A 24326-nucleotide genomic window follows, 5' to 3' on the forward strand; every position below is an offset into this window, starting at 1 on the left:
CGCCTGCGCGGGGACGACGGTTTCACGGGTCGACGGTTTCGCGGGGATGACGGTGTCGATATAGTGTTTGATTCTTATGCGGCGGCCTTCCTGGCGGCCTGTTTGTCCGCGTGCGCCACGAGCGCCTCGCGGAACCACGCGCCGTCCTCGTACGCTTTTACCCGCGTACGCAGGCGCTCCTTGTTGCACGGCCCGTTGCCCTTGAGGACGTTATAAAACTCGTCCCAGTCGATCGCGCCGAAGTCGTAATGGCCGCGTTCCTCGTTCCACTTGAGGTCCGGATCGGGAACGGTGAGACCGAGGAATTCGGCCTGCGGCACGGTCTGGTCGACCATGCGCTGGCGCAGCTCGTCGTTCGAGAACAGCTTGATGCGCCAAGCGGTCGACTGCGCGCTGTTGACGGATTCCGCGTCCGACGGGCCGAACATCATCAAGGAAGGCCACCACCAGCGGTTCAGGGCGTCCTGCGCCATCGCCTTCTGTTCGGGCGTGCCCTGCGCGAGCTTCATCATGATGTCGTAGCCCTGGCGCGCGTGGAACGACTCTTCCTTGCAGACGCGGATCATCGCCCGCGCATACGGGCCGTACGAGCACCGGCACAGCGGGATCTGGTTGATGATGGCCGAACCGTCCACCAGCCAGCCGATGGCACCGATGTCGGCCCAGGTCAAGGTCGGGTAATTGAAGATGCTCGAATACTTGGCGCGGCCCGCGTGCAGGGCCTCCAGCAGTTCGTCGCGCGACACGCCCAGCGTCTCTGCGGCGCTGTACAGGTATAGCCCGTGGCCGGCCTCGTCCTGGATCTTGGCCAGCAGGATGGACTTGCGCTTCAGGCTCGGCGCGCGCGTCACCCAATTGCCTTCCGGCAGCTGGCCGACGATCTCGGAATGGGCGTGCTGGGAAATCTGGCGGATCAGCGTCTTGCGATACGCCTCGGGCATCCAGTCCTTCGCTTCGATCTTCACGCCGGCGTCGATGCGCGCCTGGAACGCCTGCTCTTCGGCGCTCATGTCGGCGTGGGCCTGGACCTGTTTCAGGCCGGTTTCCACCATCTGGGCATACATGGTCAGTCTCCGTTTGTCATCTGCTCCGATTCATAATACGATACAAGAATCACGATGTATAGCGAAATTTTGAATCATATCGAGACCGGGTAAAATCGCCGCCATGACCGAACCCAGCAGCCTTCAGTGGATCGCCCACTTCCTCGGCACCGACCCGCCGCGTTCCAAATCACTCGTGATGACGATCTTCGGCGACGCCATCGCGCCGCACGGCGGCCGCCTGTGGCTGGGCAGCCTGATCGAACTCGTGGCGCCGCTGGGGGCGACGGACCGGCTCGTGCGCACGAGCGTGTTCCGCCTCGTCCAGGAAGGCTGGCTGGTGGCCAATCGCGAGGGGCGGCGCAGCAGCTATGCGCTGCAGCCCGACGCCCAGCCCCGCTTCGCGCGCGCCAACCGCCGCATCTACGCGCCGCCCGGCGTCGACTGGGATGGCCGCTGGACCCTGCTGCTGGCGCCCAACGGCAGCATCGACAGCGCGCTGCGCGCGACGGTGCGCAAGGAACTCGAATGGGAAGGTTTCGCCATGCTGGCTCCCGGCCTGCTGGCGCATCCGGCGGCCGACCAGGACGGCGTGGCCGAGGTGCTGCGCCGCGTGGACGGCGCCGGCAAGGTGTTCGTGTGCGCCGCGACGGAACTGCCGGGCGTCGGGGCGCGGCCGCTCGCGGAACTGGTGCGCGAAGGCTGGGACCTGTCCGGCGTCATGGCCGGCTACCGCCGCTTCATCGCGGATTTCACGCCGCTGCTCGACCTGCTGCGCACGGAGCCGGCGCCGGACCCGCAGCAGGCCTTCATCGTGCGCACGCTGCTGATCCACGCCTACCGCCGCGTCCAGCTGCACGATCCGATGCTCCCGCTGGCCCTGCTGCCGCGGCCGTGGCCGGGGTCGGAGGCGTATGCGCTGGCGCAGGCGATCTACCGCCTCGTGTGGGCGCCGGCCGAGCGGCACCTGATGGATGTGCTGCGGCGCGAGGATGCGGAAGCGCCGGGCGCGGATGCGGGGTTGGCCGAGCGGTTCGGCGGGCTGCAACTTGAATAAACAACGTCGCCCCCGCGAAGGCGCGGGAACGACGAGCCAACTCAACAATCCAGCGCAAACTGCGCCGCCGCCATCGGATGGCGGATCCGGTCCAGGGCCAGCTCCAGGTCCAGCCCGGGCCAGTACAGGCACTCACGGCCCAGTTGTTCGATGCGGCACAGCTGCGCCACCGTGGCGTGCTCGAACCAGGGGAACAGGGCGAACGGCAGATACAATTCCTCGTCGCGCCAGCGCAGCCAGAAGCCGCGCCGGTCGATGCTCGTGATTTCCGGCCGCGCCACACGAATATCCTTCATCGCCTATCCTCCCGTGCCGCATCGATACGATACGGCCAAGCAAGAACGGTAACAAATGCGCCGGCACGACGCATTGAGCGGCAGCAGAGCATCTGGCTTCCCGCGGCGAAAGCGGTATCATGCTCGCCTCACACCCAACAAGAACAGGACGACACACCATGTCTATCAAGATCAGCAGCCAGTTCGACGCTGGCGCCATCGAGGTCGTGAACGCCACGAGCGCGAACGCCATCGACCTGAACATCCGCAAGGACTCGCACGCCGACATCACCCAGTGGTTCTACTTCCGCCTGCAGGGTGCGCAAGCGCAGCCGTGCACGATCCGCCTGCTCAACGCCGGCAAGTCCGCCTACCCGAAGGGCTGGGAAGACTACAACGCGATGGCCAGCTACGACCGCGTCAACTGGTTCCGCGTGCCGACGAGCTTCGACGGCCAGGCGCTCACCATCGAGCACACGCCGGCCATGGACAGCGTCTATTACGCCTATTTCGAGCCGTATTCGTGGGAACGCCACCTGGAGCTGCTCGACCGCGCCCAGCTGTCCGAGCACGTGCGCATGCTGGACCTCGGCTCGACCGTCGACGGCCGCGACCTGAACCTGCTCGTCATCGGCGACGAAGGCGCGGGCAAGAAGAACGTGTGGGTCATCGCGCGCCAGCACCCGGGCGAGACGATGGCCGAGTGGTTCGTCGAAGGCATGCTCGACGCCCTGCTCGACCCGGCCCACCCGTTCGGCCGCCAGTTGCTGAAGGAGTCCGTGTTCTACGTCGTGCCGAACATGAACCCGGACGGTTCCGTGCGCGGCAACCTGCGCACGAACGCGGCCGGCGCCAACCTGAACCGCGAGTGGCTCAACCCGTCGATGGAACGCAGCCCGGAAGTCTTCCTGGTCCGCAAGAAGATGGAAGAAACGGGCGTCGACCTGTGCCTCGACGTGCATGGCGACGAGGGCCTGCCCTACGTCTTCATCGCCGGCAGCGATGCCCTGCCGACCTTCACCGCCGAGCAGGCCGCCGCGCAACAGGCATTTTCGGACGCCTTCCTGATCGCCAGCCCCGACTTCCAGGACGTCCACGGCTATCCGAAGGAGCCGTACACGGACGAGGTGCTGACGATGGGTTCGCCGTACGTCACGCACGCCTTCGGCTGCCTGTCGCTGACCCTGGAACTGCCGTTCAAGGACAATGCCAACGACCCGGATCCGCAGGTCGGCTGGGACGGCGCCCGCAGTGCGCGCCTCGGCGCCGCCGTGCTGCAGCCGGTGCTGCAGGCGATCCGCAAACTGCAGAAATAAAAAACGGGGCGCAGGCCCCGTCCGGGAAAGACGAACGCCACGGCCGCTTGCCGCACCGTGGCGTTTTTCATTGCGCTTACAGGAACGTGAACACCTGGTCCTGCGCCAGCCGCGACTTCGGCAGGGCGGCATTGAAATCGCTGTCGGCGTGGTAGCCGAAGGCCAGCAGCACGAGGCTGGACAGGCCCTGTTCGTGCAGGCCCAGTTCCGCGTCCAGCGCGGCCGGGTCGAGGCCTTCCATCGGCGTCGTGTCCACGCCCAGCGCGCTGGCGGCCAGCATGGCGTTGCCCAGGGCGATATAGGCCTGCTTCTCGAACCACTGCGGCAAGTCCTTCAGCGTGTAGCGGTGCAGGTTGACGTAGCCCAGGCGGCCCTTGGCCTGGCCGGCCCTGGCGGCATCGTCCTTGAAGCGGCCGTCGCGCTGTTCCTGCTCGAGCAGGCGCTCCAGGTGGCCGCCTTCGGCATCGACGCGCGTGCAGAACAGGATCACGTGCGACGCATTGAGGATCTTCGCCTCGTTGTAGCTGTACGGGCCCTGCACGCCCTTGGCCAGGCGCGCCTTGGCTTCCGGCGTACCGGCGACGATGAAGTGCCAGGGTTGCGAATTCACCGACGACGGGCTGTTGCGCAGCACTTCGTAGATCTGCTGCATCGTTTCTTCCGGAACGCGGCGGGTCGGGTCGTAGGCCTTGGCGGCGTAGCGTTTGCGGGCGGCGGCGAGAATGTCCATATGGGTTCCTTTCGTACTTGAACCCGCGATTATCGCAGCTGAGCGCCGATCGTGCAGCACGCCCGCCGGACCCGGGCGTCAGGTCATGAGCGGCTGGTCGAGCACCAGCCCGTTGCCGATCAGCGCCGCCGTGCCGTCGATGTTTTCGTGGCTTTCGCTGATCGCGGCCAGCACCTGGGCGCGCGTGGCCGCATGGCTGTCGAGGGCGCCGGTCCAGAAGTCCAGGCCGGCCTGGTCGGCGGCGCGGTGCAGCACGTTCTCGTAGAATTTCGCGACGAGGTCGTGGTTGCTCAGCCCCGTGCCGTAGTGCGTCTGGAATTCGCCCGACTTGATGAAGGCGTCCGCCATCGCGTCCAGCTTGACGTCGTGCCCGATCTCATAGGTCCAGTACAGCAGCCCGGCGTTGTCCGGCAAACGGTCGAACGCGGCGCGGTACAGGCGGAAGATCTGGCCGCCGGGGCTGTCGGGCGTGACGTCGGCGGCGATCAGCTTGTCGTCGAAATCGAGGCGTTCGACGTTCGTCACCGTATCGACGCTGCCGTCCTTCAGGCTCGTGACGGTATAGACGTCGCCGCTGCGCGCCACCTTGTAGTCGGACAGCGCCCCCGTCCAGATCGCTTTGTCGAAACCGCTGCCGCCATCGATGGTGTCATTGCCGGCACCGTCGTAGATGGCATCGTCGCCCGCACCGGCGTCGATGCGGTCGTCGCCCGCACCTGAATGGATGACGTCATTGCCGCCACCGGCGAGCAGCACGTCGTTGCCCGCGCTGCCGGTGAAAGAATCGCGCTCGTCGAACATGCCCGTCAGCGCGAGCCACTCCTTGAGCGTGCCGGCCAGGGGCGCATGCGAAACGTCGTAGGGATCGCCCGATCCGGTGTCAATCTGCAGGATTTCCCCGGCACCGTTGGACAAGTGGATTTCGCCTACGCCGCCGGTCAATTGTCCGTTCTGGTAGGACAACAGGGAAATGGGCGATGCGCCTTTGCTGTCCAGTTCGAGCCGCAGGGTCCCGCTCGTAAAGACGAGCTGCTCGACATTCTGCGCGGGCGCGGGCGGCGTCCAGTCGTTCGGGACGACGGACATGTCGAAAGGCTGGGAAAAGGTAACGACGGCCATGGTGTTTTTAACTATTTGTTAAAAACACCACGCTACCATTTCAATATCGAACGGTCAATTACCCGCCACGACCATCTTCTCGAGCAGGATGGACCCGGTCGACTTGTTCCCGCGCGTCAGCACGTCGTTGCCGACGCCGACGATGGCCTGGAACATGTCCTTCATGTTGCCGGCGATGGTGATTTCCTCGACCGGGTACTGGATGACGCCGTTCTCGACCCAGTAGCCGGACGCGCCGCGCGAGTAATCGCCCGTGACGTAGTTCGTGCCCTGCCCCATCAGCTCCGTGACGAGCAGGCCGGTCCCCATCTTGCGCAGCATGCCTTCGAAGTCGTCGGCGATCTTCGTCTCCCTGGAGATGATTTCCAGGTTGTGCGAGCCGCCCGCGTTGCCCGTCGTCTGCATGCCCAGCTTGCGGGCCGAGTAAGACGACAGAAAATATCCCTGCAGCACGCCGTCGCTGACGACGTTGCGGCGCTGGGTGCGTACACCCTCTTCGTCGAACGGGGCCGAGCCCACGCCGCCGATCACGTGCGGGTCTTCCACGATCTGGATGTGGGACGGGAAGATGCTCTGGCCCAGCGAATCGAGCAGGAAGCTCGATTTACGATACAGGGCGCCGCCCGAAGTTGCCTGGACGAATGCACCCAGCAGGCCGGCGGCCAGCGGTGCCTCGAACAGCACGGGGCACGTGCGGGTGTCGAGCTTGCGCGCGTTCAGGCGCGCGAGGGCGCGTTCGGCGGCGTAGCGGCCGATCTTTTCCGGATCGCCCAGGTTCTTGGGATCGCGCGCCGACGAATACCAGTCGTCGCGCTGCATGTGGGCGCCCTTGCCGGCGATCGGCGCGACCGACAGCGTGTGGCGCGAGAACGGGTAGCCGGCGCAGAAGCCGAGCGAGTTGGCGGCCACGAAGTGCGACTGCTGCACATAGACGCTGGCGCCCTCGCTGTTGGTGACGCGCTTGTCGACGGCGAACGCGGCCGCCTCGCAGCGCTGGGCGATGGCCACGGCGTCCGCGGCGCTGATGTCCCACGGGTAGCACAGGCGCAGGTCGCGCGGGTTCGTTTCCAGCAGGTCGGCGTCGGGCAGGCCGGCGGCCGGGTCCTCGGCCGTGAAGCGGGCGATGTTGTACGCCGCCTCGACGGTGGCCCGCAGCGAATCGCGCGAAAAGTCGGACGTGTTGGCATGGCCGCGGCGCTGGCCGCAGTAGACGGTGACGCCGATGCCCTTGTCCTTGTTCTGCTCGATGGTTTCGATCTGGCCCTTGCGCACTGTCACCGCCAGCCCGCTACCCTCGCTGATCTCGACCGACGCATTGGTGGCGCCCGTTTCCTTGGCAATGGCCAGCACGTCCTGTGCGAGCTGCTTGAGCTGATCCTGGGTATGGGTGAAGACGGTGTCGTTCATGTGTGTTTTTCGAAAGCAGAGCCCTAAAACAGTTATCATAGCAGCCGTTTACTGTTTTTACCGACGGGCCGTGCGCCTGTCGAATCTAGATCATCATGCCAAATGCAAACCGCGGCTCCGTCGGCTTCCGCTCCGACGAGTTCGACCAGGAATACGACCGCCCCTCCAAGTCCGAACTCAAGCGCCAGAGTAACGAGTTGCAGAAGCTCGGCGAACAGCTCATCGAGGCGCCGCGCGACCGCGTCAAGCGCGTCCCGATGCCGGACGACGTCCGCGACGCCATCCTCATGTGCCAGACCATCACCAACCACGAAGGGCGGCGCCGCCAGCTGCAGTTCGTCGGCAAGTTGATGCGCACCCTCGACGAGGAAGAGGTTGCCGTCATCCAGCGCACCATCGAAAGCTGGAAAGGCACCTCGAAGGCCGAGGCGGCCGCCCTGCACGCGCTGGAACGCCGCCGCGACAAGCTGCTGGCCGACGACAAGGCGCTGACCCAGCTGCTGGAAGAGCATCCGCATCTCGACGTGCAGCACCTGCGCACCCTGATCCGCAATGCGCGCAAGGAACAGGCCGAGAACAAGCCGCCCAAGGCCTATCGCGAAATCTTCCAGATCCTGAAGGACCTGGCCAAGGCGCCGAAAGCCGCCGCCGGCGACGACGAAGCCGATACCGGGGACGACGAAGACGATGAGTCTGGAGAATAAGGTCGAGGAACTGGTCGTCGGCCTGGTATCGGTCTCGGACCGTGCCAGCGGCGGCGTGTACGAGGACAAGGGCATCCCCGCGCTGCGCGAATGGCTCGACGCGGCGCTCGTCACCCCGTTTCGCGTCGAGACCCGCCTGATCCCGGACGACCGCGCCAGCATCGAGCAGACGCTGGTCGAGCTGGTGGATACCGTCCGCTGCCACCTCGTGCTGACGACGGGCGGCACGGGCCCGGCGCGGCGCGACGTCACGCCGGAAGCGACCATCGCCGTGGGCACGAAGGAAATGCCCGGCTTCGGCGAACAGATGCGCCAGATCAGCCTCCACTTCGTGCCGACCGCGATCCTGTCGCGCCAGACGGCCGTGATCCGCGAAACGCTTGATCACGCCGCGCTGATCATGAACCTGCCGGGCCAGCCGAAGTCGATCAAGGAAACGCTGGAAGGCCTCAAGGACGCCGACGGCAAGACCGTCGTGGGCGGCATCTTCGCGGCCGTCCCGTATTGCATCGACCTGATTGGCGGCCCGTACGCCGACACCGACCCGGACGTCTGCAAGACCTGGCGCCCGAAATCGGCGCAGCGTCCTGCCGCATCCTGATCACACACGAGGACTCTGCATGAGCGAACTGCTCGAACACATCCAGATCGAGACCAACGACAGCCCGGAAATCGCCATCATCTGGATGCACGGCCTGGGCGCGGACGGCAACGACTTCGTGCCGATGGTGCGCGAGCTGGACCTGGCCGGCCTGCCCGGCATCCGCTTCATCTTCCCGCACGCGAAGACGATGCCCGTCACGGTCAACAACGGCTACGTGATGCGCTCGTGGTACGACATCACGAACGCGGACCTGACGCGGCGCGAGGACGAGGGCGGCCTGCGCGCATCGCAGCAGGACATCGAAGCCTTCATCGAGCGCGAAAAGGCGCGCGGCATCCCGGCCTCGCGCATCATCCTGGCCGGCTTCTCGCAAGGCTGCGCGATGGCCATCCAGACGGGCCTGCGCCATCCGGAAACGCTGGCGGGCCTCCTGTGCCTCTCCGGCTACGTGCCGCTGTCCGCCAGCCTGGCGACCGAATGCACCGAAGCCAGCAAGGCCACGCCGATCTTCATGGCGCACGGCCGCTACGACAACGTGGTGCCGTTCAACCGCGCCGAAGCATCGCGCGACCTGCTCGTCTCGCTCGGCTACCGGCTCGAATGGCACGAATACGCCATGCAGCACACGCTGTGCCTCGAGGAAGTCGAGCATATCTCGGCGTGGCTGAAGACCGTGCTGGGCTGACGCGCGGGCGCGACCCGCGCGCGTGAACGAACGGCGGCCCGGTGCCGCCGTTTTGTTTTTTGCCCTCGGCTGACCCTAGTCCGGCAACGGCGCCGCGCTCGACGGCGGCACCGCGGTGCACGCCGTGTTCATCACCATCGCCAGAAACGTGTAGTAGCCGTTCACGCCCATCAGGTCGACGACGCCCTGCTCGCCGAACAGCGCCAGCGCGTCGTCGTAGACGCGGTCCGACACGCGCTTGTGGCGATGCAGCTCGACGCAGAAATCGTACACTACCGCTTCGTCGACGAGCAGCGCGGCCGGCCGCTCGCGCCGGGCGATGGCGTCGATGACGTCGGGCGGGACGCCCACCTGCTGCGCGATCGGCGCGTGGATCGCCCACTCGACCTGCTGGTCCCACTCGCGCGCGGTGACGAGGATCGCCAGTTCCGACAATCTAACGCCGATGGCGCTGCGGTAGCGCAGGTATTCGCCGAGCTTTTGCGCATAGCCCATCAGCTCGGGGCTGCGCAGCAGCGGCACGAACGGACCGTACAGCGCGCCACGCGGGCCGTTGATGATGTCCTGGGCGGCGGCGCGCTGAGCGTCGGTCCAGTCTTCCGGCGGAATCGGGCGGAGGCGGTCGGTCATGGCGAAAATATTCGCATGCCTTGAGGCAAAAATCAAAAGAATCCGGACAGTTCTCCTTTATTGTCAATCGTCAACTTTTTAGGGAGCGTTCATGACTCACATCCTGCACCGCAGCCTGCGCCAGACGCCGCCCGTCGCGGTCGGCGGCGCGGGCGTCTATCTGTACGATCGTGACGGCCGCAGCTATCTCGACGCCAGCGGCGGGGCGGCCGTGTCGTCGCTCGGGCACGGCCATCCGGACGTGATCGCGGCCATGCACCGCCAGATCGATCGCTGCGCGTATGCCCACACGGCCTTTTTCACGACCGAGGTGGCGGAAGAACTGGCCGACTGCCTCGTGGCGAACGCACCAAGCGGGGTCAAGGGCGTGTACCTCGTATCGGGCGGATCGGAAGCGATGGAGACGGCGCTGAAGCTGGCGCGCCAGTACTGCGTCGAAGGCGGAGAAAGCAGGCGCACGCTGTTCATCGCGCGGCGCCAGAGCTACCACGGGAATACCCTCGGCGCGCTGGCCGTGGGCGGCAACGAATGGCGCCGCCAGCCGTTCGCGCCCCTCCTGATCGACGTCGAGCGGGTATCGGCGTGCTACGAATACCGCGGCCGCGCCGACGACCAGACCGTCGAGCAGTACACGGCGATGCTGCTGGACGAACTGGAAGCGGCGATCCTGCAGGCAGGGCCGGAACACGTGATCGCATTCTGCGCCGAGCCTGTCGTGGGCGCGACGGGCGGCGCGATCCCGCCCACGCCCGGCTACTTCCGCGGCGTGCGCGCGCTGTGCGACAAGTACGGCATCCTGTTCATCGCCGACGAGGTGATGTGCGGGATGGGCCGCACGGGCACCATGTACGCGATCGAGCAGGACGGCGTGGCGCCCGACCTGATCGCCGTGGCCAAGGGCCTGGGCGCGGGCTACCAGCCGATCGGCGCGGTGCTCGTGAACGGCGCCATCGTCGAACGCCTGCGCAACGGCAGCGGCGCGTTCCTGCACGGGCACACCTATATCGGGCATCCGGTGGCGGCGGCGGCGGCCCTCGCCGTCCAGCGGGTGATCGAGCGCGACGACCTGTTGACGCAAGTCCGCCTGCGCGGCGCGACGCTGCGCGCCATGCTGGACGAGGAATTCGAGGACCACGCCCACGTGGGCGACATCCGCGGCCGCGGGCTGTTCCTGGCGCTCGAACTGGTGCGCGACCGCGAGAGCAAGGCGCCGTTCGCGCCGGAGCTGAAATTGCACGCGGCGATCAAGGCGCGCGCGATGGAGAATGGATTGCTGGTCTATCCGATGGGCGGCACGATCGACGGCCGCCACGGCGATCATGTGCTGCTGGCGCCGCCGTTCGTGGTCACGCAGGGAGATCTCGGCGAGATCGTGGGGCGATTGAAAGAATCGGTCGAACAGGCGCTGAAATCAGTGGCTGTCTAAAACAACGTCGCCCCTGCGCAGGCAGGGGCCCAAGTATTCGGCTCAGCGACGAACTTGGGTCCCCGCCTCCGCGGGGACGACGTTTCATGCGTCTCAGGCCTTCGGATACGCCACCACTTCCTGCTGCTGCTCGCCGAGCCCCGCAATCCCGAGACGCAGCTTGTCGCCCTTCTTGAGGAAGCGCTGCGGGCTGCGGCCGAGGCCCACGCCCGGCGGCGTGCCCGTGCTGATGATGTCGCCCGGCTCCAGGGTCATGAAGCGCGACAGGTAGCTGACGATGTGCGCCACGGTGAAAATCATCTTCGACGTGTTCCCGGTCTGCATGCGCTTGCCGTTCAGTTCCAGGTACAGATCGAGGTCCTGCACGTCGAGGATCTCGTCCTTCGTCACGAGGAACGGACCGACGGGACCGAACGTGTCGCAGCCCTTGCCTTTGTCCCACTGCGAACCCAGTTCGAACTGGTAGGCGCGCTCGGAGACGTCGTTGACGACGCAGTAGCCGGCCACGTACTTGAGCGCATCCGCCTCGTCCACGTACTGGGCGCGGGTGCCGATGACGACGCCCAGCTCGACTTCCCAGTCCGTCTTCTTCGAGCCTTTCGGCAGCTGGACGGGATCGTCGGGGCCGGACAGGCACGACGTCGCCTTCATGAACATGATCGGTTCTTTCGGGATCGGCGCGCCGACCTCGGACGCGTGGTCGGAGTAATTCATGCCGATGCCGATGAACTTGCCGACGCCCTTGACCGGCACGCCCAGGCGGGGATTGCCGCGGACCAGCGGCAACGTCTTCCAGTCGACCTTGGCGAGCTTGCGCAGCGCCTTTTCCGACAGCACCGCCGCATCGACATCCTCGATCACGCCGGACAGGTCGCGCAGGCGGCCTTCCTCGTCGAACAGGCCCGGCTTTTCCTTACCGGGGCGACCGTAACGAACCAATCTCATATTCTTCCTTCTGGGTGAGCATAACGATGCCGCATTTTACTTGACGGCGCTGAAGGAAGTTGAGGACATAGCCGACGAGGCCAGGCAGCTGCAGCACCACCAGCACGCCGAACGCGACGCGGTAGGCCACCGCCGGGAAGTGGCTGGCCGCGTCGGGACGCCACAGGCCGACGATCAATCCGAAGCCCGCCTGCACGAGGAAGGCGCCGATGAAGATCAGGAGGTTCAGGCACGTGGCGGCGCGTCCGGTCAGCGCGCGCGGCAGGCTCTGGGCGACGATCGCGTATTCGATGCCGGTGATCGTCCCCACGAGCGTGAACAGCACCGACAGCAACTGCAGGCTGGGCCGCCAGTTGCAGACGATCGCCAGTTGCACGAGCACGAACAGCGCGACGCCGACGGCGGCCACGTCCAGCGCCTCGATGCCGCGCCGCCCGGCCCATTCCGTGATCATGCCGACGGCGATGGCGCCGAAGATCACGGACGCCATTCCCATGTACAGCAGGTAGGCGACGGCGCCGTCCGGAAAGCGGGCCACGTCGGACAGCCAGCGCCCGATCCACAGGCCCTGGATGCCGAAGAAGATCGCATGCGGCACGAGCACCAGCGAGATCGTCGTGCGGAACGCCGGCGCACGGTACACGTCCAGTACCGAGCGCACGGTCGGCAGCGCGCCGCCGGGCGCCTTCGAGCGGGGCGTGACGAGCCAGATCAGCAGGCCGCAACAGGCGACCAGCGCGGCCAGCAGCACGAACAGGCCGCGCCAGTCCGTGTGCTGCAACAGCATGCGCACCGGCATGGTGCTCGAGGCCGCGCCCAGGCCGCCCACGGCGATCAGGTAACCCTGCACGGACGGCAGGCGCTTGGGCGAGATCCACGTGGAGATCGCCTTCACGGCCGACATGAAACAACCGCCCAGGCCACAGCCGATGACGGCGCGCGCCAGGACCAGCTGGCCGAACGAATGGCCCGTGGCGAACAACAGCGTGCCCAATGCCGCCAGCAGCATCAGTACCAGCTGCACCTTGCGCGGGCCGTAGCGGTCGAGCGCGATCCCGACCGGCAGCTGGACGAGGGCGAACGCGAAAAAGAACGCGCTGGTGAGGAGGCCGAGCTGGCCCGGCGTCAACGCGAGCGCGCCGACCAGATGCGGTGCCAGCACGGCGTTCACATTGCGCAGCAGCGAGGACAGGTAATGCCCCAGCGCGAACGGCAGGAACACGTAGAAAAACACTGCCATCCCGGAAAGGCGCGGCTGGCTCTGGTCGGCTTCCATGGGCACCTCCTGCGGCTCAAGCCGCGTCGGGTTGGCTGTCGCTGGCGCGCGCATCGTGCGTGCGCGCCGGCTGGATCGGAATCACGCGGCCCAGCGCTTTGAGGTCGTCGTGGTCGTCCTCCCCGCCTTCGAAGAAGAACTTCTTGCGGCCGAACGCGGGTTTCAGGTGATCGAGCCAGGTGGCATGGGGGTCGTATTTCGCGAAGAACGGCCGCCGCACCCATTCCGGATTACGCGCTTGCAGGAACTGCAGCGCGAACAGCTTCTCGCCGTTGATCGTGACGACGCCGTCGATCACGACCTTGCCCGGGAAGGCGCTCATCGACGGCCCGCGCACGGTACGCGACAGGCCGGAGACCATGCTGTACGCGGCCTGGAAGATCTCGTGCGCGCGCGCCAGCGGCAGCGCGAAGTACTCGCGCGGGCCGGTATCCCGCTCGACGAACATGTAATAGGGGATCGCACCCAGGCGCACGCCCGTCGTCCACAATTCGGCCCAGCTGTTCGGGTCTTCGTTGATGTGGCGGATCAGCGGCCCCTGCATGCGCAAGGTGGCGCCCGTGCCGACGATGCGCTTGACGGCCTGCTGGGCGATAGGCTGGCGCAGCTCGACGGCGTGGTTGTAGTGCCCCATCAGCGCGAGGTTCTTGCCGGCCTTGACGACTCTTTCGAACAGGCGCATCAGGTCGTCGCTGTCCTTGTCCGACACGTAGCGCTGCGGCCAGTACGCGACGGATTTCGTGCCGATGCGGATGTTCTGGATGTGCGCCAGTTCGGGCGCCAGCAGCGGCTCGATGAACTCGGCCAGCGAACGCGTATTCATGATCATCGGATCGCCGCCCGTGATCAGGACGTCCGTCACGTCCGGATGCGTGGCGAGGTAGGACACCAGCTCCGTGCACTCGCGCGCGTCGAACTTCATCTCTTCCATGCCGACGAACTGCGGCCAGCGGAAGCAGAACGTGCAATAGGCATGGCACGTCTGGCCCGCGCTGGGGAAGAACAGCACGGTTTCCTTGTATTTGTGCTGCAGGCCCTTGAGCGGGGCGTCGTTTACGCGCGGCACATTGTGCGTCATCTGGCCGGCCGGGTGCGGGTTCATGCGCATGCGGATCTCGTGCACGAACTTGGCGATCGCGGCGGCGTCCTTCTTGACCAGCACCAGGTCGCGCAACTGCTCGTATTCGCGCGCAGGCAGCATGTCGCGATGGGGAAACGTCAGGCGGTAGATGGGATCGTCAGGAATATTGTTCCAGTCGATCAGCTGATCCATCACATATTCATTCGTACGGAACGGCAGGACATGGGAGACCACCTGCACCGCTTCCTGAAGGTCGGGGCTCATCCATTGCCATTGGCGGGCACTCTGGATCGACTGGCGGGTATAGGGCTTGAATTTGGTGGGCGTCGCGTCGAGGGTCACGGGAGTTCTCCTGAGGGAAGTGGTTGATGGCAGCAAAAGGTGACGCATGGAAATAATTGCCGACAGGAACTGATGGTAGGCAAGCGACATCGCCACTGAGTTGCCGCGAGTCAAGTTCACGTGCCCGTTTCTCACCCATTTCCACATGCACTGCGAAAGATCAGCGTTGCCATTGCGGCCGCACATCGGAGGCCGCTTGCGTTAGCACAACAGGACGGCCGGGGCCGGGGCGTAAAGTAGGAAATGCAAATAGGCAACATTTAGACCTATCCATTTTTCCCCGAAAGGACGTCCTATGAAAACGACCGCAACCGTAACCGCTGCCGTCCTGTGCCTGTCCTGTGCCGGCGCGTTGGCTTCCGAACCGACCGAAAAAGATGCGATCGCCATGGCCGAGCGCGGCGCCGCCATGGTCAAGACGAAGGGCAAGGAAGAAGTGATGAAACGCATCTCGGCCAAGGACCCGGAGTTCGTCCAGGGCTCGCTGTATATCGACATGCGCGACGTCAAGACCGGCATCGTGCTGGCCCATCCGTACAACCCATCGATCGTCGGCAAGGACTTGACGGACGTCCCCGATGCCAACGGCAAGAAATACCGCCGCGAGATCATCGAACTGGCTGCCGCGAAGGGCAAGGGCTGGGTCGACTACCAGTATAAAAATCCGACCAGCGGCAAGATCGAGCCGAAGACGACATACATCCTGCTCGTCAACGGCGTCGTGCTGGAGGCGGGGCTGTACAAGAAGTAAGGCGCAGTGAACGCGGGCGGCTGACCGCCCGCGTTTGTCTTGTCGAGCGGAGCGCAACATGCTGAAAAAACTACGGATCGGTCCCAAGTTGCTGCTGGCGCCCGGCATGGTGCTGGTGCTGCTGTTGATGCTGTCCGGTGCCGCCTGGTACGGGATGGTGCGCCAGAACGCGTCGCTGGAAAACATTGTGCAGGTCCGCGCCGCGCGCCTGAAAAGCGTGGCCGACGTGGCGGGCGACGCCAAGTACGTCCACGCCAACGCCTACCAGCTGCTGGCCTGGATCAACGGCAGCTTCGCCAAGAACCGCCTCGATGCCCTGATCGCCGACATCGGCAAGCGCCACGCGGCCGTGCAGGCGCAGTTGCAGGAACTGGCGCGCACGACCGCCGGCGCCGAACGCAAGCCGGTGGAGGCGTCGCTGGCGGCGCTCGCGGCCTACCGCAAGGCCGTGCAGGACACGATCGAGATGGCGCAGGTCGACCAGTCGATCGCCACCAACTCGATGCAGAAGGCGGAAAAGGAATTCATGGTGCTGAACCAGCAGCTGGCCCAGCTGGCCGCACTGGAAAAGACGCTCAGCGAACAGGCGTACGACGCCGCGCGCACGGAATTCCACGACCTGGGCACGTGGATGGCCGTGCTGGTCATGCTGTCGATCGCCGTCTCGCTGGCCGTGACGATGTTCGTGCGCCGCGCCATGCTGCGCGACATCGGCGCCATCTCGGCCGTCATGGGCGAGCTGGCCGAAGGCCGCCTGTGCGCCAGCGCCCACAACGACGGCCGCGACGAGATCGCCGACACCGCGCGCGCGCTCGACCAGACCATCTCCAACCTGAACACGACGCTGCGCAGCGTGCTCGATTCCGTGCGTTCGATCGACACGGCGTCGCAGGAAATCGCCACCGGCAACCTGGACCTGTCGACCCGCACGGAGCTGCAGGCCGGTTCGCTGCAGCAGACGGCGAGCGCGATGGAGACGCTGACCCAGGCCGTCAAGGGCAATGCCGACAACGCCCGCCTGGCGACGGAACTCGCGGCCGAGGCGGCCCGGCTGGCGGCCGGCGGCGGCCGGGCCGTCGACCGCGCCGTCGCCACGATGGAATCGATCCGCGCCAGCTCGCGCAAGATCGTCGAGATCACCGGCGTCATCGACGGCATCTCGTTCCAGACCAACCTGCTGGCGCTGAACGCCGCCGTGGAAGCGGCGCGCGCCGGCGAACAAGGCCGCGGCTTCGCCGTCGTCGCCAGCGAAGTGCGCACGCTGGCCCAGCGCTCCGCCTCCGCCGCCAAGGAAATCAAGGCGCTGATCGCCGATTCGGTGGCGATCATCGACAACGGCAGCGTCGCCGTGGGCGAGGCCGGATCGAGCATGGGCAGCGTGGTCGCTTCCGTGCAGCAGGTGAACGACATCATCAACCGCATCAGCGCCGCCAGCACCGAGCAGGCCGACGGCATCGCCGAAGTCAATCTCGCGGTCGGGCAGATGGACGACATGACGCAGCAGAACGCCGCCCTCGTCGAACAGGCCGCGGCGGCGGCGGCGAGCCTGCACGAGCAGACCGTCAACCTGGCGCGCGCCGTGTCGATCTTCCGCATCGAGGACGGCCAGGACGAGGCAGCGGCCGCGCTCGAGCGGCGCGCCCCGGACAGCCCGCTGCGCGGCCGTCCCGTCCTCGAACACCGGACTGCGCGCGGCGACGCGGAGACGCCCCGCCCGCGCCGCGCCGCCAACGGCTGACGGCCAACGGCTGACAGCTGACAAGCCTCAGCGGAACGGCTTGCTGACCCAGCGCGAGCCGGCGAGGCCGAAGCGCCAGGCGACGTCGACGGCCTTGGAAATCCCGATGCGCGGTCCGCTGACCACCTCGATGCCGGCGGGCGCCGGCGCCAGTTCGAACGGTGCCGCAGCGAGCGACCGGCCGTTCAGGGCGCGCGTCACGCCCAGCGCCTGGCATAACTTGCCGGGCCCGGAACACAGCAGCCAGTGGTCGCGCGTGCCGCGCCGCTCGCACATCGTGTCCAGTCCCGTCACGGGTTCGAGCGCGCGGATCAGGACCCCGGCGCCATGCCCCTCTTCCCGGCAGACGAAATTCAGGCACCAGTGGATGCCGTAGGAGCGATAGACATACGCGTGGGCCGGCGGTCCGAACATCGCGAAGTTGCGGTCGGTCGGGCCGGAATAGCTGTGCGAGGCGGGATCTTCGCCGTCATAGGCTTCCGTCTCGACGATGCGCCCGCCGACGCCGTCGACGAGCACCGTGACGCCGATCAGCTGGCGTGCGACCAGGTGGGATGGAGCGGAAAAATCGATGCCGGCGAGGATGGTTGAAGACATAAAGCAATTCTATATTGTTAAGATCCGGCCGGTCGCACTGTCTGTTTTGCTACACAAAAGCAATACTTTGCTGCAACTTCGACAGCACTGGTTTATAGTGACAAACTTCGCACGTATTTCCGTGCAGCATCATCCGTTCTTCCCCGTCCAGTCATGAGTACAGCAGCTGCCCAGGCGCGTTCGAGCGCCGCCGCCGAGGATCCCGTCGACGCCCTCATCAAGTCGATCCGGATCCCGCCCCGTCCCAGCCTGCTCGCAGACCTGCAACGGGAACTCGCGTCGCCCGACCCGAGCCCGGCCGTGATCGGACGCATCGTCGCCAGCGACGTCGGCATGTCGGGCGCCCTGCTGAAACTCGCCAACTCGTCCATCTTCGGCGGCCGCCGCAAGGCCAAGTCGATCGAGCAGGCGATCCTGTTCCTCGGCATTAACCAGGTCGCGGCCCTGATGACGGGCCTGCTCGCACGCCAGGCGATCCCGGCGAACTGCGCCGCGCTGGCCAGTTTCTGGGAAGTCTCGAGCCGGCGTGCCGAGGCGATGGTCTTCCTGTCGCGCCGCCTGCGCATCGGCGAGACGGACGTGGCGCACACGTTCGGCCTGTTCTGCGACACCGGCGTGCCACTGTTGATGGACCGCTTCGCCGACTACGAGAGTACGTATGCATATGCCTCGCTGGAAGCGGAACGTCCGTTCACGGCGCTGGAAAACGAACGCCACAACACGAGCCACACGGCCATCGGCACCCTGCTGGCGCGCAACTGGGGCCTGTCGGAAGATGTCGCCTGGTCCATCCTGCACCACCATGATTATGCGGTCCTCGACGATGCCGACACGACGTCGACGGTGCGCTCGCTCGTGGCGTTGTCGCTGCTGGCCGAAAGCGCGATCCGCAAATACCAGGGCGACGCCGAATCGCTCGAATGGAACAAGGGCGGCGCGCGGGCGATGGCCTATCTCGGCCTCTCGGACGAGGAAACGGCCGAGCTGCTCGACGAACTGCACGAAGCCTTCCACGTCGACCAATAGCGCGTCTTTACTTCCGCCCCGGACCGGCAGATACTTCAAGTCATAAGACCGATAATCGACGAATCGCCGGCCGAGGAGGAGATATGAACCGCCTGGCGTCCCTGTTCATCCTGATACCCCTGTTGCTGGGCGGCTGCGCCAGCACCCCGCAACTTGCCGCGCCGCCGCCGCTGTTCGCCGACGCGTCCTTCAAGCCGCCGTCGGAAACCATCGGCGCGCGCGACCTGTTCACGCTGAGCCCCGCGATGCAGGCCTATATCCACAGTCCCGCCTTCGAAGCGCATTTGCGCAACAAGGGACTGGAACGCGGCCTGATCGACGCGCTGTACAGCAAGACCGACCTGAAACTCGAATACGATTCCAGCCGCACCCGCACGGCCGCCGAGACGTATGCGGCGCGCGCCGGCAACTGCCTGTCGCTCGTCGTCATGACGGCCGCCTTCGCGCGCCAGCTGGGCATGACGGTGCACTTCCGCAGCGTGATGGCGGACGAGACGTGGAGCCGCGACGGCGGCATCTACCTCGTCTCGTCCCACGTCAACATCGCCCTCGGCCACCGCCGGCCCGCCGGCCTGCTGTACGACGAAACCTCCGAGCACGAACTGGTCGTCGACTTCCTGCCGCCGCCGGACGCTAGCCGCCTGCGCAGCCGCCAGCTGGAGGAAGAAGACATCGTCGCGCTCTACCTCAACAACCGCGCCGCCGAATCGCTCGTGCAGGGCAAGATCGACGACGCCTACTGGTGGGCGCGCGCCGCGGTGGCGACCAATCCGCCGAACGCCATCGCCTACAACACGCTGGGCGTGATCTACCAGCGCCACGGCGATCTCGTCATGGCCGAACGGGCGCTGCGCACCGCGCTCGAGCGCGAGCCGGAAAGTATCGTCGTGATGCAGAACCTGGGGCCCCTGCTGGCGGCGACGGGCCGCCCGGCCGAAGCGGCCGAGATGGCGCGGCGCGTGGCCGCCGTCGAACCGGTCCCGCCGTTCCAGTACTTCGACAAGGGCATGGTCGCGCTCAAGGCCGGCGATTACGACGCCGCGCGCAAGCTGTTCGAACGCGAGGTCAAGCGCGCGCCCTACTACGACGAATTCCACTTCTGGCTGGCGGTGACCCTGCTGCGCCTGGGCGAGGCGAAGGCGGCGCGCGAACAGCTCGCGCAGGCGATCGACACCAGCACGAAGTCCGACAACCGCCAGCTCTACTCGGCCAAGCTGGCGCACCTGCGGCGCCAGAGCGCGAACAGCGTGCAGTTGTACTGAGTCCGGTCCGGTCGATCAGCGGCGGCGCTGGCGCGCGGCCGACGGCGCGGGCATGCCGCGGGTTTCGAGATGGCGGAACACGATCCTGCCCTTGCTCAAGTCATACGGCGACATCTCCAGCGTGACGCGGTCGCCGGCGATGATGCGGATGTGGTTCTTCTTCATCCGGCCGGACGTGTACGCGACCAGCTGATGACCGTTCTCGAGGTCCACCCGGAAACGCAGCTCCGGCAGCACCTCGGTGACCTTGCCATGCATTTCGATCAGCTCTTCTTTCATGGTTTTCCTTTCGATGCCATCCCTCCCGGCATCGGCACGCGCCCTCGATGATGAAATGGCCATCGCAGCGTCATCCTCGGGACGCTGGTCACGCATTGCCTGCTGGGGTCGGGAAAAAGCGGCGCCGGCCTGGTTCGCGGCGCCGTGAATGGGGATGCATCCGATATGGGGCCGTTGCCGCGAAAAAAAAGGGGACGAATAGTCCGCCGGTGCGATCGTGATCAGCAGGCAATACACCGCCGAACCGCCCGATATCCATGTTAAGCTTGTATCCAGAGAAAGATCGGGCGCAGCAGATGACGCCACGGTCGACGTGGAGGGGAAGACAATGGGCTCAATGTGTTGCGCCATGCCGTGGAACGTCATCCGGCGCTGGATCGCGGCCGCGTTCGCGCTCCTGGCATTCGTGTCGCACGCCGACGCCAAACCCCTGCGCGTCGTCGCCGACAACAACTACCCGCCTTTCCTGTTCGTGAACCCGGACGGACGTCCCGAGGGATATATCGTCGACCTCTGGCACCTCTGGGAACAAAAAACCGGCGTCCACGTCGATCTCCAGCCCATGCAATGGGCGGATGCGCAACAGGCACTGCGCGACGGCCGGGCCGACGTGATCGACATGATTTTCCGTACCCCGGCACGCGAACCGCTCTACGATTTCTCCCCGCCATACGACCGCCTGTCGGCCAGCATCTATGTCGATCCGTCGATTTCCGGCATCCACGACGTGCGCTCGATGAGCGGCTTCGTCGTGGGCGTACAGCGCGGCGACGCCTGCGTGGAACAACTGGCGAAGCAGGGCATCACGAACCAGCTGACCTACCCCAGCTATGTCGCCATCCTGAACGCGGCCCGCTCCGGCGACATCAAGATCTTCTGCATGGACGACCGTCCGGCGAACTATTATCTCTACCTCTATCGCGACCAGAAGAAGTTCACCAAGGCGTTCACGCTGTATTCGGGACAGTTCCACTGGGCCGTCGCCAAGGGCGACACGGCGACCTTCGCACTCGTCGCGGAAGGCATGGGGCGCATCACGCCGGCCGAGCGCGAGGCGCTGCGCAGCAAGTGGTTCACCCGGCCGGTGGAGTTCCAGCCTTACCTGCGCCTCGTGGCGATCGTGGTGCTCGGTGCGCTGGCGGCACTGGCCGCCACCCTGCTGTGGATCCGGATCCTGCGCCGCGCCGTCCATGCGCGCACCGCCGAAATCCAGCAGAAGAACGCGCAACTGGAGCAGACCGCCCGCGCGCTCGGCGTCGAGCAGGCCCAGTTGCGCACGCTCGTCGAAAACAGCCCGGACGCGATGGCGCTGAAGGACAGGAACAACGTCTACGTCCACTGCAACGCCGGCGCCCAGGCCCTGCTCGGCCTGCCGCGCGACAGGATCATCGGCCGCACCGACGACGAGCTGTTCACCGACAAGGCGTTCGCCGCGTTCATCAAGGAAAACGACGAGGATGTGCTGCGCACCGGCCAGCCGCACAGGTACGAGGAAACCATCGCGGCACCGGACGGCGCCATGCGCGACCTGGAAGTGATCAAGGTGCCGATCCACGCCGCCGACGGCGAGGTCGCGGGCGTCCTCGCCGTCGCGCGCGACATCTCGGAACGCCGCCGCGCCGACCGCGAACAGCGCATCGCCTCGGTCGCCTTCGAAAGCCAGGACGGCATGCTGATCACCGACGCCGACGGCAACATCGAGCGCGTCAACGCCGCCTTCACGCACATCAGCGGCTATGCGGCGGCAGACGCCATCGGCCAGAATCCGCGCATCCTCCGCTCCGGGCTGCACGACGCCGCCTTTTACGAATCCATGTGGACCACGCTGACGGCGACCGGCTACTGGACGGGTGAGGTGATCAACCGGAACCGCGACGGCAGCCTGTACACGGCCCGGCTCTCGATCACCGCCGTACCGGACGCGCAGGGCCGGACGATCCGTTACATCGGCAACCTCCAGGACATCTCCGCGGAAAAACAGGCCCACGCGCTGGCCGAACACCTCAAGCTCTTCGATCACCTGACCGACCTGCCGAACCGCGTCCTGCTCGCGGACCGCATGAGCCACGCCATGGCCCGCGCCGCGCGCACCCAGGAATTCGGCGCCGTCATGATGGTGAACCTCGACCACTTCCAGAAGCTGAACGATTCCCTGGGCCATGCGGTCGGCGACCAGCTGCTCGTGGAAATCGCGCGGCGCATCCGTTCGATCAAGCGCGAGGATGATACGCTGGGCCGGTTCAGCGGCGACAGTTTCGTGCTGCTGGCCGAACACCTCGGCACGGACTGGCATGCCGCGGCGGCGCGCGCCCTGGCCACCGCGGAAGCCATCCGGACGACGATCGCCGAGCCGACGATCATCGACGGGCATCGGCTGACCTGCACCGGCTCGCTCGGCGTCACCCTGTTCCGCGACGGCGAGGGTGCCCCGGATACCCTGCTGTGCCAGGCCGAACTCGCCCTGTACAAAAGCAAGCGCAGCGGACGCGATACGGTCCGCGTCTTCGCGGACGAGATGCAGTCCGAACTCGCCGACCGCAACTGGCTCGAAAAGGCACTGCGCGACGCGATCCGCGACAACCGGCTGACCCTGCATTATCAGGTCCAGGTGGACGCCCACGAGCGCCCGATCGGTGCCGAAGCGTTGCTGCGCTGGACCCACCCCGAGCGCGGCGCCATCCCGCCCGCCGCCTTCATTCCGCTGGCCGAGGAAACCGGACTGATCGAACCGATCGGACGCTGGGTGCTCGCCACGGCCTGCCGCCAGCTCGCCGCGTGGGCGCGCCATGACACCCTGCGCGGCCTCACGCTGGCCGTGAACATCAGCCCGCGCCAATTCGAGTCGGACAGCTTCGTCGACGACATCCTGGCCGAAATCCGGCACACGGGCGCACCGGCGGACAAGCTGAAGCTCGAAGTGACCGAAAGCCTGGCGATCGGCGACCTCGAATCCTCGATCTTCAAATTACACACGCTCAAAGCCAGCGGATTCAGTATCTCCCTCGACGACTTTGGCACCGGCAATTCCTCGCTCAATTACCTGACGAAGCTGCCGCTCACGCAACTCAAGATCGACAAGTCCTTCGTCGACGACCTGCCGGCCAGCCATCGGGATGCCATGGTGGCCCAGACGATCATCGCCATGGGACGTGGCCTGGAACTGGACGTGATCGCCGAGGGCGTGGAGACGACCGCGCAACGCGATTTCCTCGCCGCCCACGGCTGCCATTCGTTCCAGGGCTACCTGTTCGGCAAGCCCTTGCCGGTCCACGAATTCGAAGCGCAGATACAGGCTGCGCTGCTTTCAGCGGAGGTGCCGTAAGCCAACATGAAGAGGCCCCGCGCGACGCGTGCGTAGCAAAGTCGTCTGTCTGGCTACACTGGCTTGCCGGGTTCGATCCGCTTGGCGGTTCGAGAACCCTTCATTTGCACAGGAGCCAGTCAAGATGACATTTCGCAGCCTGCTCTCTTCCGCTTTGATCGGCGCCGTTGCCAGCGCGCGCTCGATGACGCCCATGGCCAGCCTCGCGGCGGCACGCCTCGCGCACCGCCGTACGACGGGGCAACTATTCCTCCTGAATCGCCCTCTCTTTACGTTCGGCGCACTCGCGATGGGCGTTGGGGAACTGTTCGGTGACAAGATGAAGACTGCGCCCGACCGCACCGTCTTCCTGGGCCTGCTGGCGCGCGTCATGAGCGCGGGGATCGCAGGCGCGGCGCTGGCGCCACGGGGCCGCGAAGAAGCCGGGGCGGCGGTCGCGGTCGCAACCGCCGTCCCGCTTGCGTACTGCACCCTCGCCGTCCGCAAACAGGCGATGGCGCGTATCGGCCAGACCCGCAGCGGACTGATCGAAGACGCGCTGATCGTCGCTGCTGGTGCCGCGGTGGTGGCGCTGGCGACGCGGCCGGCACGCGTCCGTCACGTGTCCGCTACGCGGCCAGGATCGATCTGACTGATTTGTTTCGCCGGCAGTAAGATCGTCGCCCCTGCGAAGGCAGCCTTGTGAAATCACGACGATTTCACGGCCATCCC

At 66.1% G+C, this 24326-nt stretch carries 23 protein-coding genes; 12 read left to right on the forward strand and 11 right to left on the reverse strand.

What is annotated here, in order from left to right:
• Positions 1-74: 74 nt before the first annotated feature.
• Positions 75-1064, reverse strand: coding sequence for a 1,2-phenylacetyl-CoA epoxidase subunit PaaA (paaA, locus tag ACEN9Q_RS22205; protein ID WP_495626057.1), 990 nt, complete (start codon positions 1062-1064; stop codon positions 75-77).
• Between the two features lie 103 nt (positions 1065-1167).
• On the opposite strand from paaA, the gene paaX reads away from it, so the two are divergent.
• Positions 1168-2100: a phenylacetic acid degradation operon negative regulatory protein PaaX gene (gene paaX / locus ACEN9Q_RS22210; protein ID WP_495626058.1), complete on the forward strand. Its 933-nt coding sequence runs from the start codon at positions 1168-1170 to the stop codon at positions 2098-2100.
• A gap of 41 nt (positions 2101-2141) precedes the next feature.
• Here the strand turns inward: paaX and ACEN9Q_RS22215 are convergent, their stop codons facing one another.
• On the reverse strand, positions 2142-2396 hold the full coding sequence (locus tag ACEN9Q_RS22215) for a DUF2442 domain-containing protein (RefSeq protein WP_157202139.1): 255 nt from the start codon (positions 2394-2396) through the stop codon (positions 2142-2144).
• 158 nt (positions 2397-2554) lie between these two features.
• Between ACEN9Q_RS22215 and ACEN9Q_RS22220 the strand changes: the two genes are divergently transcribed.
• A complete protein-coding gene (locus ACEN9Q_RS22220; RefSeq protein WP_495626059.1) occupies positions 2555-3691 on the forward strand; it encodes a M14 family metallopeptidase in 1137 nt (378 codons plus the stop codon).
• A gap of 76 nt (positions 3692-3767) precedes the next feature.
• Here ACEN9Q_RS22220 and nfsB read toward each other — a convergent pair whose 3' ends face one another.
• From nfsB to pmbA, 3 genes are all read right to left on the reverse strand, one after another.
• Complete coding sequence (gene nfsB, locus ACEN9Q_RS22225; protein WP_495626060.1) at positions 3768-4421, reverse strand: oxygen-insensitive NAD(P)H nitroreductase; 654 nt, start codon at positions 4419-4421, stop codon at positions 3768-3770.
• A gap of 78 nt (positions 4422-4499) precedes the next feature.
• Complete coding sequence (locus ACEN9Q_RS22230) at positions 4500-5540, reverse strand: DUF4214 domain-containing protein (RefSeq protein ID WP_495626061.1); 1041 nt, start codon at positions 5538-5540, stop codon at positions 4500-4502.
• A gap of 54 nt (positions 5541-5594) precedes the next feature.
• Positions 5595-6947 (reverse strand): metalloprotease PmbA, encoded by a 1353-nt coding sequence (pmbA, locus tag ACEN9Q_RS22235; RefSeq protein ID WP_495626062.1) that lies wholly within the window; start codon positions 6945-6947, stop codon positions 5595-5597.
• Between the two features lie 95 nt (positions 6948-7042).
• Between pmbA and yjgA the strand changes: the two genes are divergently transcribed.
• Genes yjgA through ACEN9Q_RS22250 form a run of 3 tightly spaced genes read left to right on the forward strand, consistent with a single transcriptional unit; the run spans position 7043 to position 8940 of the window.
• Positions 7043-7651: a ribosome biogenesis factor YjgA gene (yjgA, locus tag ACEN9Q_RS22240; RefSeq protein ID WP_056450048.1), complete on the forward strand. Its 609-nt coding sequence runs from the start codon at positions 7043-7045 to the stop codon at positions 7649-7651.
• Positions 7635-8252: a molybdopterin adenylyltransferase gene (gene mog / locus ACEN9Q_RS22245; protein WP_495626063.1), complete on the forward strand. Its 618-nt coding sequence runs from the start codon at positions 7635-7637 to the stop codon at positions 8250-8252. The genes yjgA and mog overlap by 17 nt, the downstream gene beginning before the upstream one ends.
• A 19-nt stretch (positions 8253-8271) precedes the next feature.
• Positions 8272-8940: an alpha/beta hydrolase gene (locus tag ACEN9Q_RS22250; RefSeq protein ID WP_495626064.1), complete on the forward strand. Its 669-nt coding sequence runs from the start codon at positions 8272-8274 to the stop codon at positions 8938-8940.
• Between the two features lie 75 nt (positions 8941-9015).
• Here ACEN9Q_RS22250 and ACEN9Q_RS22255 read toward each other — a convergent pair whose 3' ends face one another.
• The gene (locus tag ACEN9Q_RS22255) at positions 9016-9570 is read right to left on the reverse strand and encodes a carboxymuconolactone decarboxylase family protein (RefSeq protein ID WP_495626065.1); all 555 of its coding nucleotides are present in this window, start codon (positions 9568-9570) and stop codon (positions 9016-9018) included.
• Positions 9571-9661: 91 nt separating this feature from the next.
• Here ACEN9Q_RS22255 and ACEN9Q_RS22260 point away from each other — a divergent pair, with 91 nt between their 5' ends.
• Positions 9662-10996, forward strand: a complete 1335-nt coding sequence (locus tag ACEN9Q_RS22260; RefSeq protein WP_495626066.1) for an aspartate aminotransferase family protein — start codon at positions 9662-9664, stop codon at positions 10994-10996.
• A gap of 93 nt (positions 10997-11089) precedes the next feature.
• On the opposite strand, the gene ACEN9Q_RS22265 is transcribed toward ACEN9Q_RS22260, so the two are convergent.
• From ACEN9Q_RS22265 to ACEN9Q_RS22275, 3 genes are read right to left on the reverse strand one after another with little or no spacing between them, the layout of a single operon-like run.
• On the reverse strand, positions 11090-11941 hold the full coding sequence (locus ACEN9Q_RS22265; RefSeq protein ID WP_056450033.1) for a fumarylacetoacetate hydrolase family protein: 852 nt from the start codon (positions 11939-11941) through the stop codon (positions 11090-11092).
• A complete protein-coding gene (locus ACEN9Q_RS22270) occupies positions 11910-13217 on the reverse strand; it encodes an MFS transporter (protein WP_056450030.1) in 1308 nt (435 codons plus the stop codon). Before ACEN9Q_RS22270 ends, ACEN9Q_RS22265 begins: the two co-directional genes overlap by 32 nt.
• 16 nt (positions 13218-13233) lie before the next feature.
• On the reverse strand, positions 13234-14688 hold the full coding sequence (locus ACEN9Q_RS22275) for a KamA family radical SAM protein (RefSeq protein ID WP_495626067.1): 1455 nt from the start codon (positions 14686-14688) through the stop codon (positions 13234-13236).
• A gap of 247 nt (positions 14689-14935) precedes the next feature.
• Between ACEN9Q_RS22275 and ACEN9Q_RS22280 the strand changes: the two genes are divergently transcribed.
• Positions 14936-15391, forward strand: a complete 456-nt coding sequence (locus ACEN9Q_RS22280; protein WP_056450025.1) for a cache domain-containing protein — start codon at positions 14936-14938, stop codon at positions 15389-15391.
• Positions 15392-15449: 58 nt separating this feature from the next.
• Positions 15450-17129: a methyl-accepting chemotaxis protein gene (locus ACEN9Q_RS22285; protein ID WP_495626068.1), complete on the forward strand. Its 1680-nt coding sequence runs from the start codon at positions 15450-15452 to the stop codon at positions 17127-17129.
• Between the two features lie 27 nt (positions 17130-17156).
• On the opposite strand, the gene ACEN9Q_RS22290 is transcribed toward ACEN9Q_RS22285, so the two are convergent.
• Positions 17157-17726, reverse strand: a complete 570-nt coding sequence (locus tag ACEN9Q_RS22290) for a DNA-3-methyladenine glycosylase (protein WP_495626069.1) — start codon at positions 17724-17726, stop codon at positions 17157-17159.
• Between the two features lie 153 nt (positions 17727-17879).
• On the opposite strand from ACEN9Q_RS22290, the gene ACEN9Q_RS22295 reads away from it, so the two are divergent.
• The gene (locus ACEN9Q_RS22295; protein WP_495626070.1) at positions 17880-18752 is read left to right on the forward strand and encodes an HDOD domain-containing protein; all 873 of its coding nucleotides are present in this window, start codon (positions 17880-17882) and stop codon (positions 18750-18752) included.
• Between the two features lie 83 nt (positions 18753-18835).
• Positions 18836-20014: a tetratricopeptide repeat protein gene (locus ACEN9Q_RS22300; protein ID WP_056450020.1), complete on the forward strand. Its 1179-nt coding sequence runs from the start codon at positions 18836-18838 to the stop codon at positions 20012-20014.
• A 15-nt stretch (positions 20015-20029) separates the two neighbouring features.
• On the opposite strand, the gene infA is transcribed toward ACEN9Q_RS22300, so the two are convergent.
• Positions 20030-20293 (reverse strand): translation initiation factor IF-1, encoded by a 264-nt coding sequence (gene infA, locus ACEN9Q_RS22305; protein ID WP_056450019.1) that lies wholly within the window; start codon positions 20291-20293, stop codon positions 20030-20032.
• Positions 20294-20642: 349 nt separating this feature from the next.
• Here infA and ACEN9Q_RS22310 point away from each other — a divergent pair, with 349 nt between their 5' ends.
• Both ACEN9Q_RS22310 and ACEN9Q_RS22315 read left to right on the forward strand, forming a co-directional pair.
• Positions 20643-23615, forward strand: a complete 2973-nt coding sequence (locus tag ACEN9Q_RS22310) for an EAL domain-containing protein (RefSeq protein WP_495626071.1) — start codon at positions 20643-20645, stop codon at positions 23613-23615.
• Positions 23616-23739: 124 nt separating this feature from the next.
• On the forward strand, positions 23740-24246 hold the full coding sequence (locus ACEN9Q_RS22315) for a hypothetical protein (RefSeq protein WP_056450013.1): 507 nt from the start codon (positions 23740-23742) through the stop codon (positions 24244-24246).
• The last annotated feature ends 80 nt before the right edge of the window (positions 24247-24326 follow it).

Source organism: Massilia sp. Masssp93 (genome assembly GCF_059491295.1).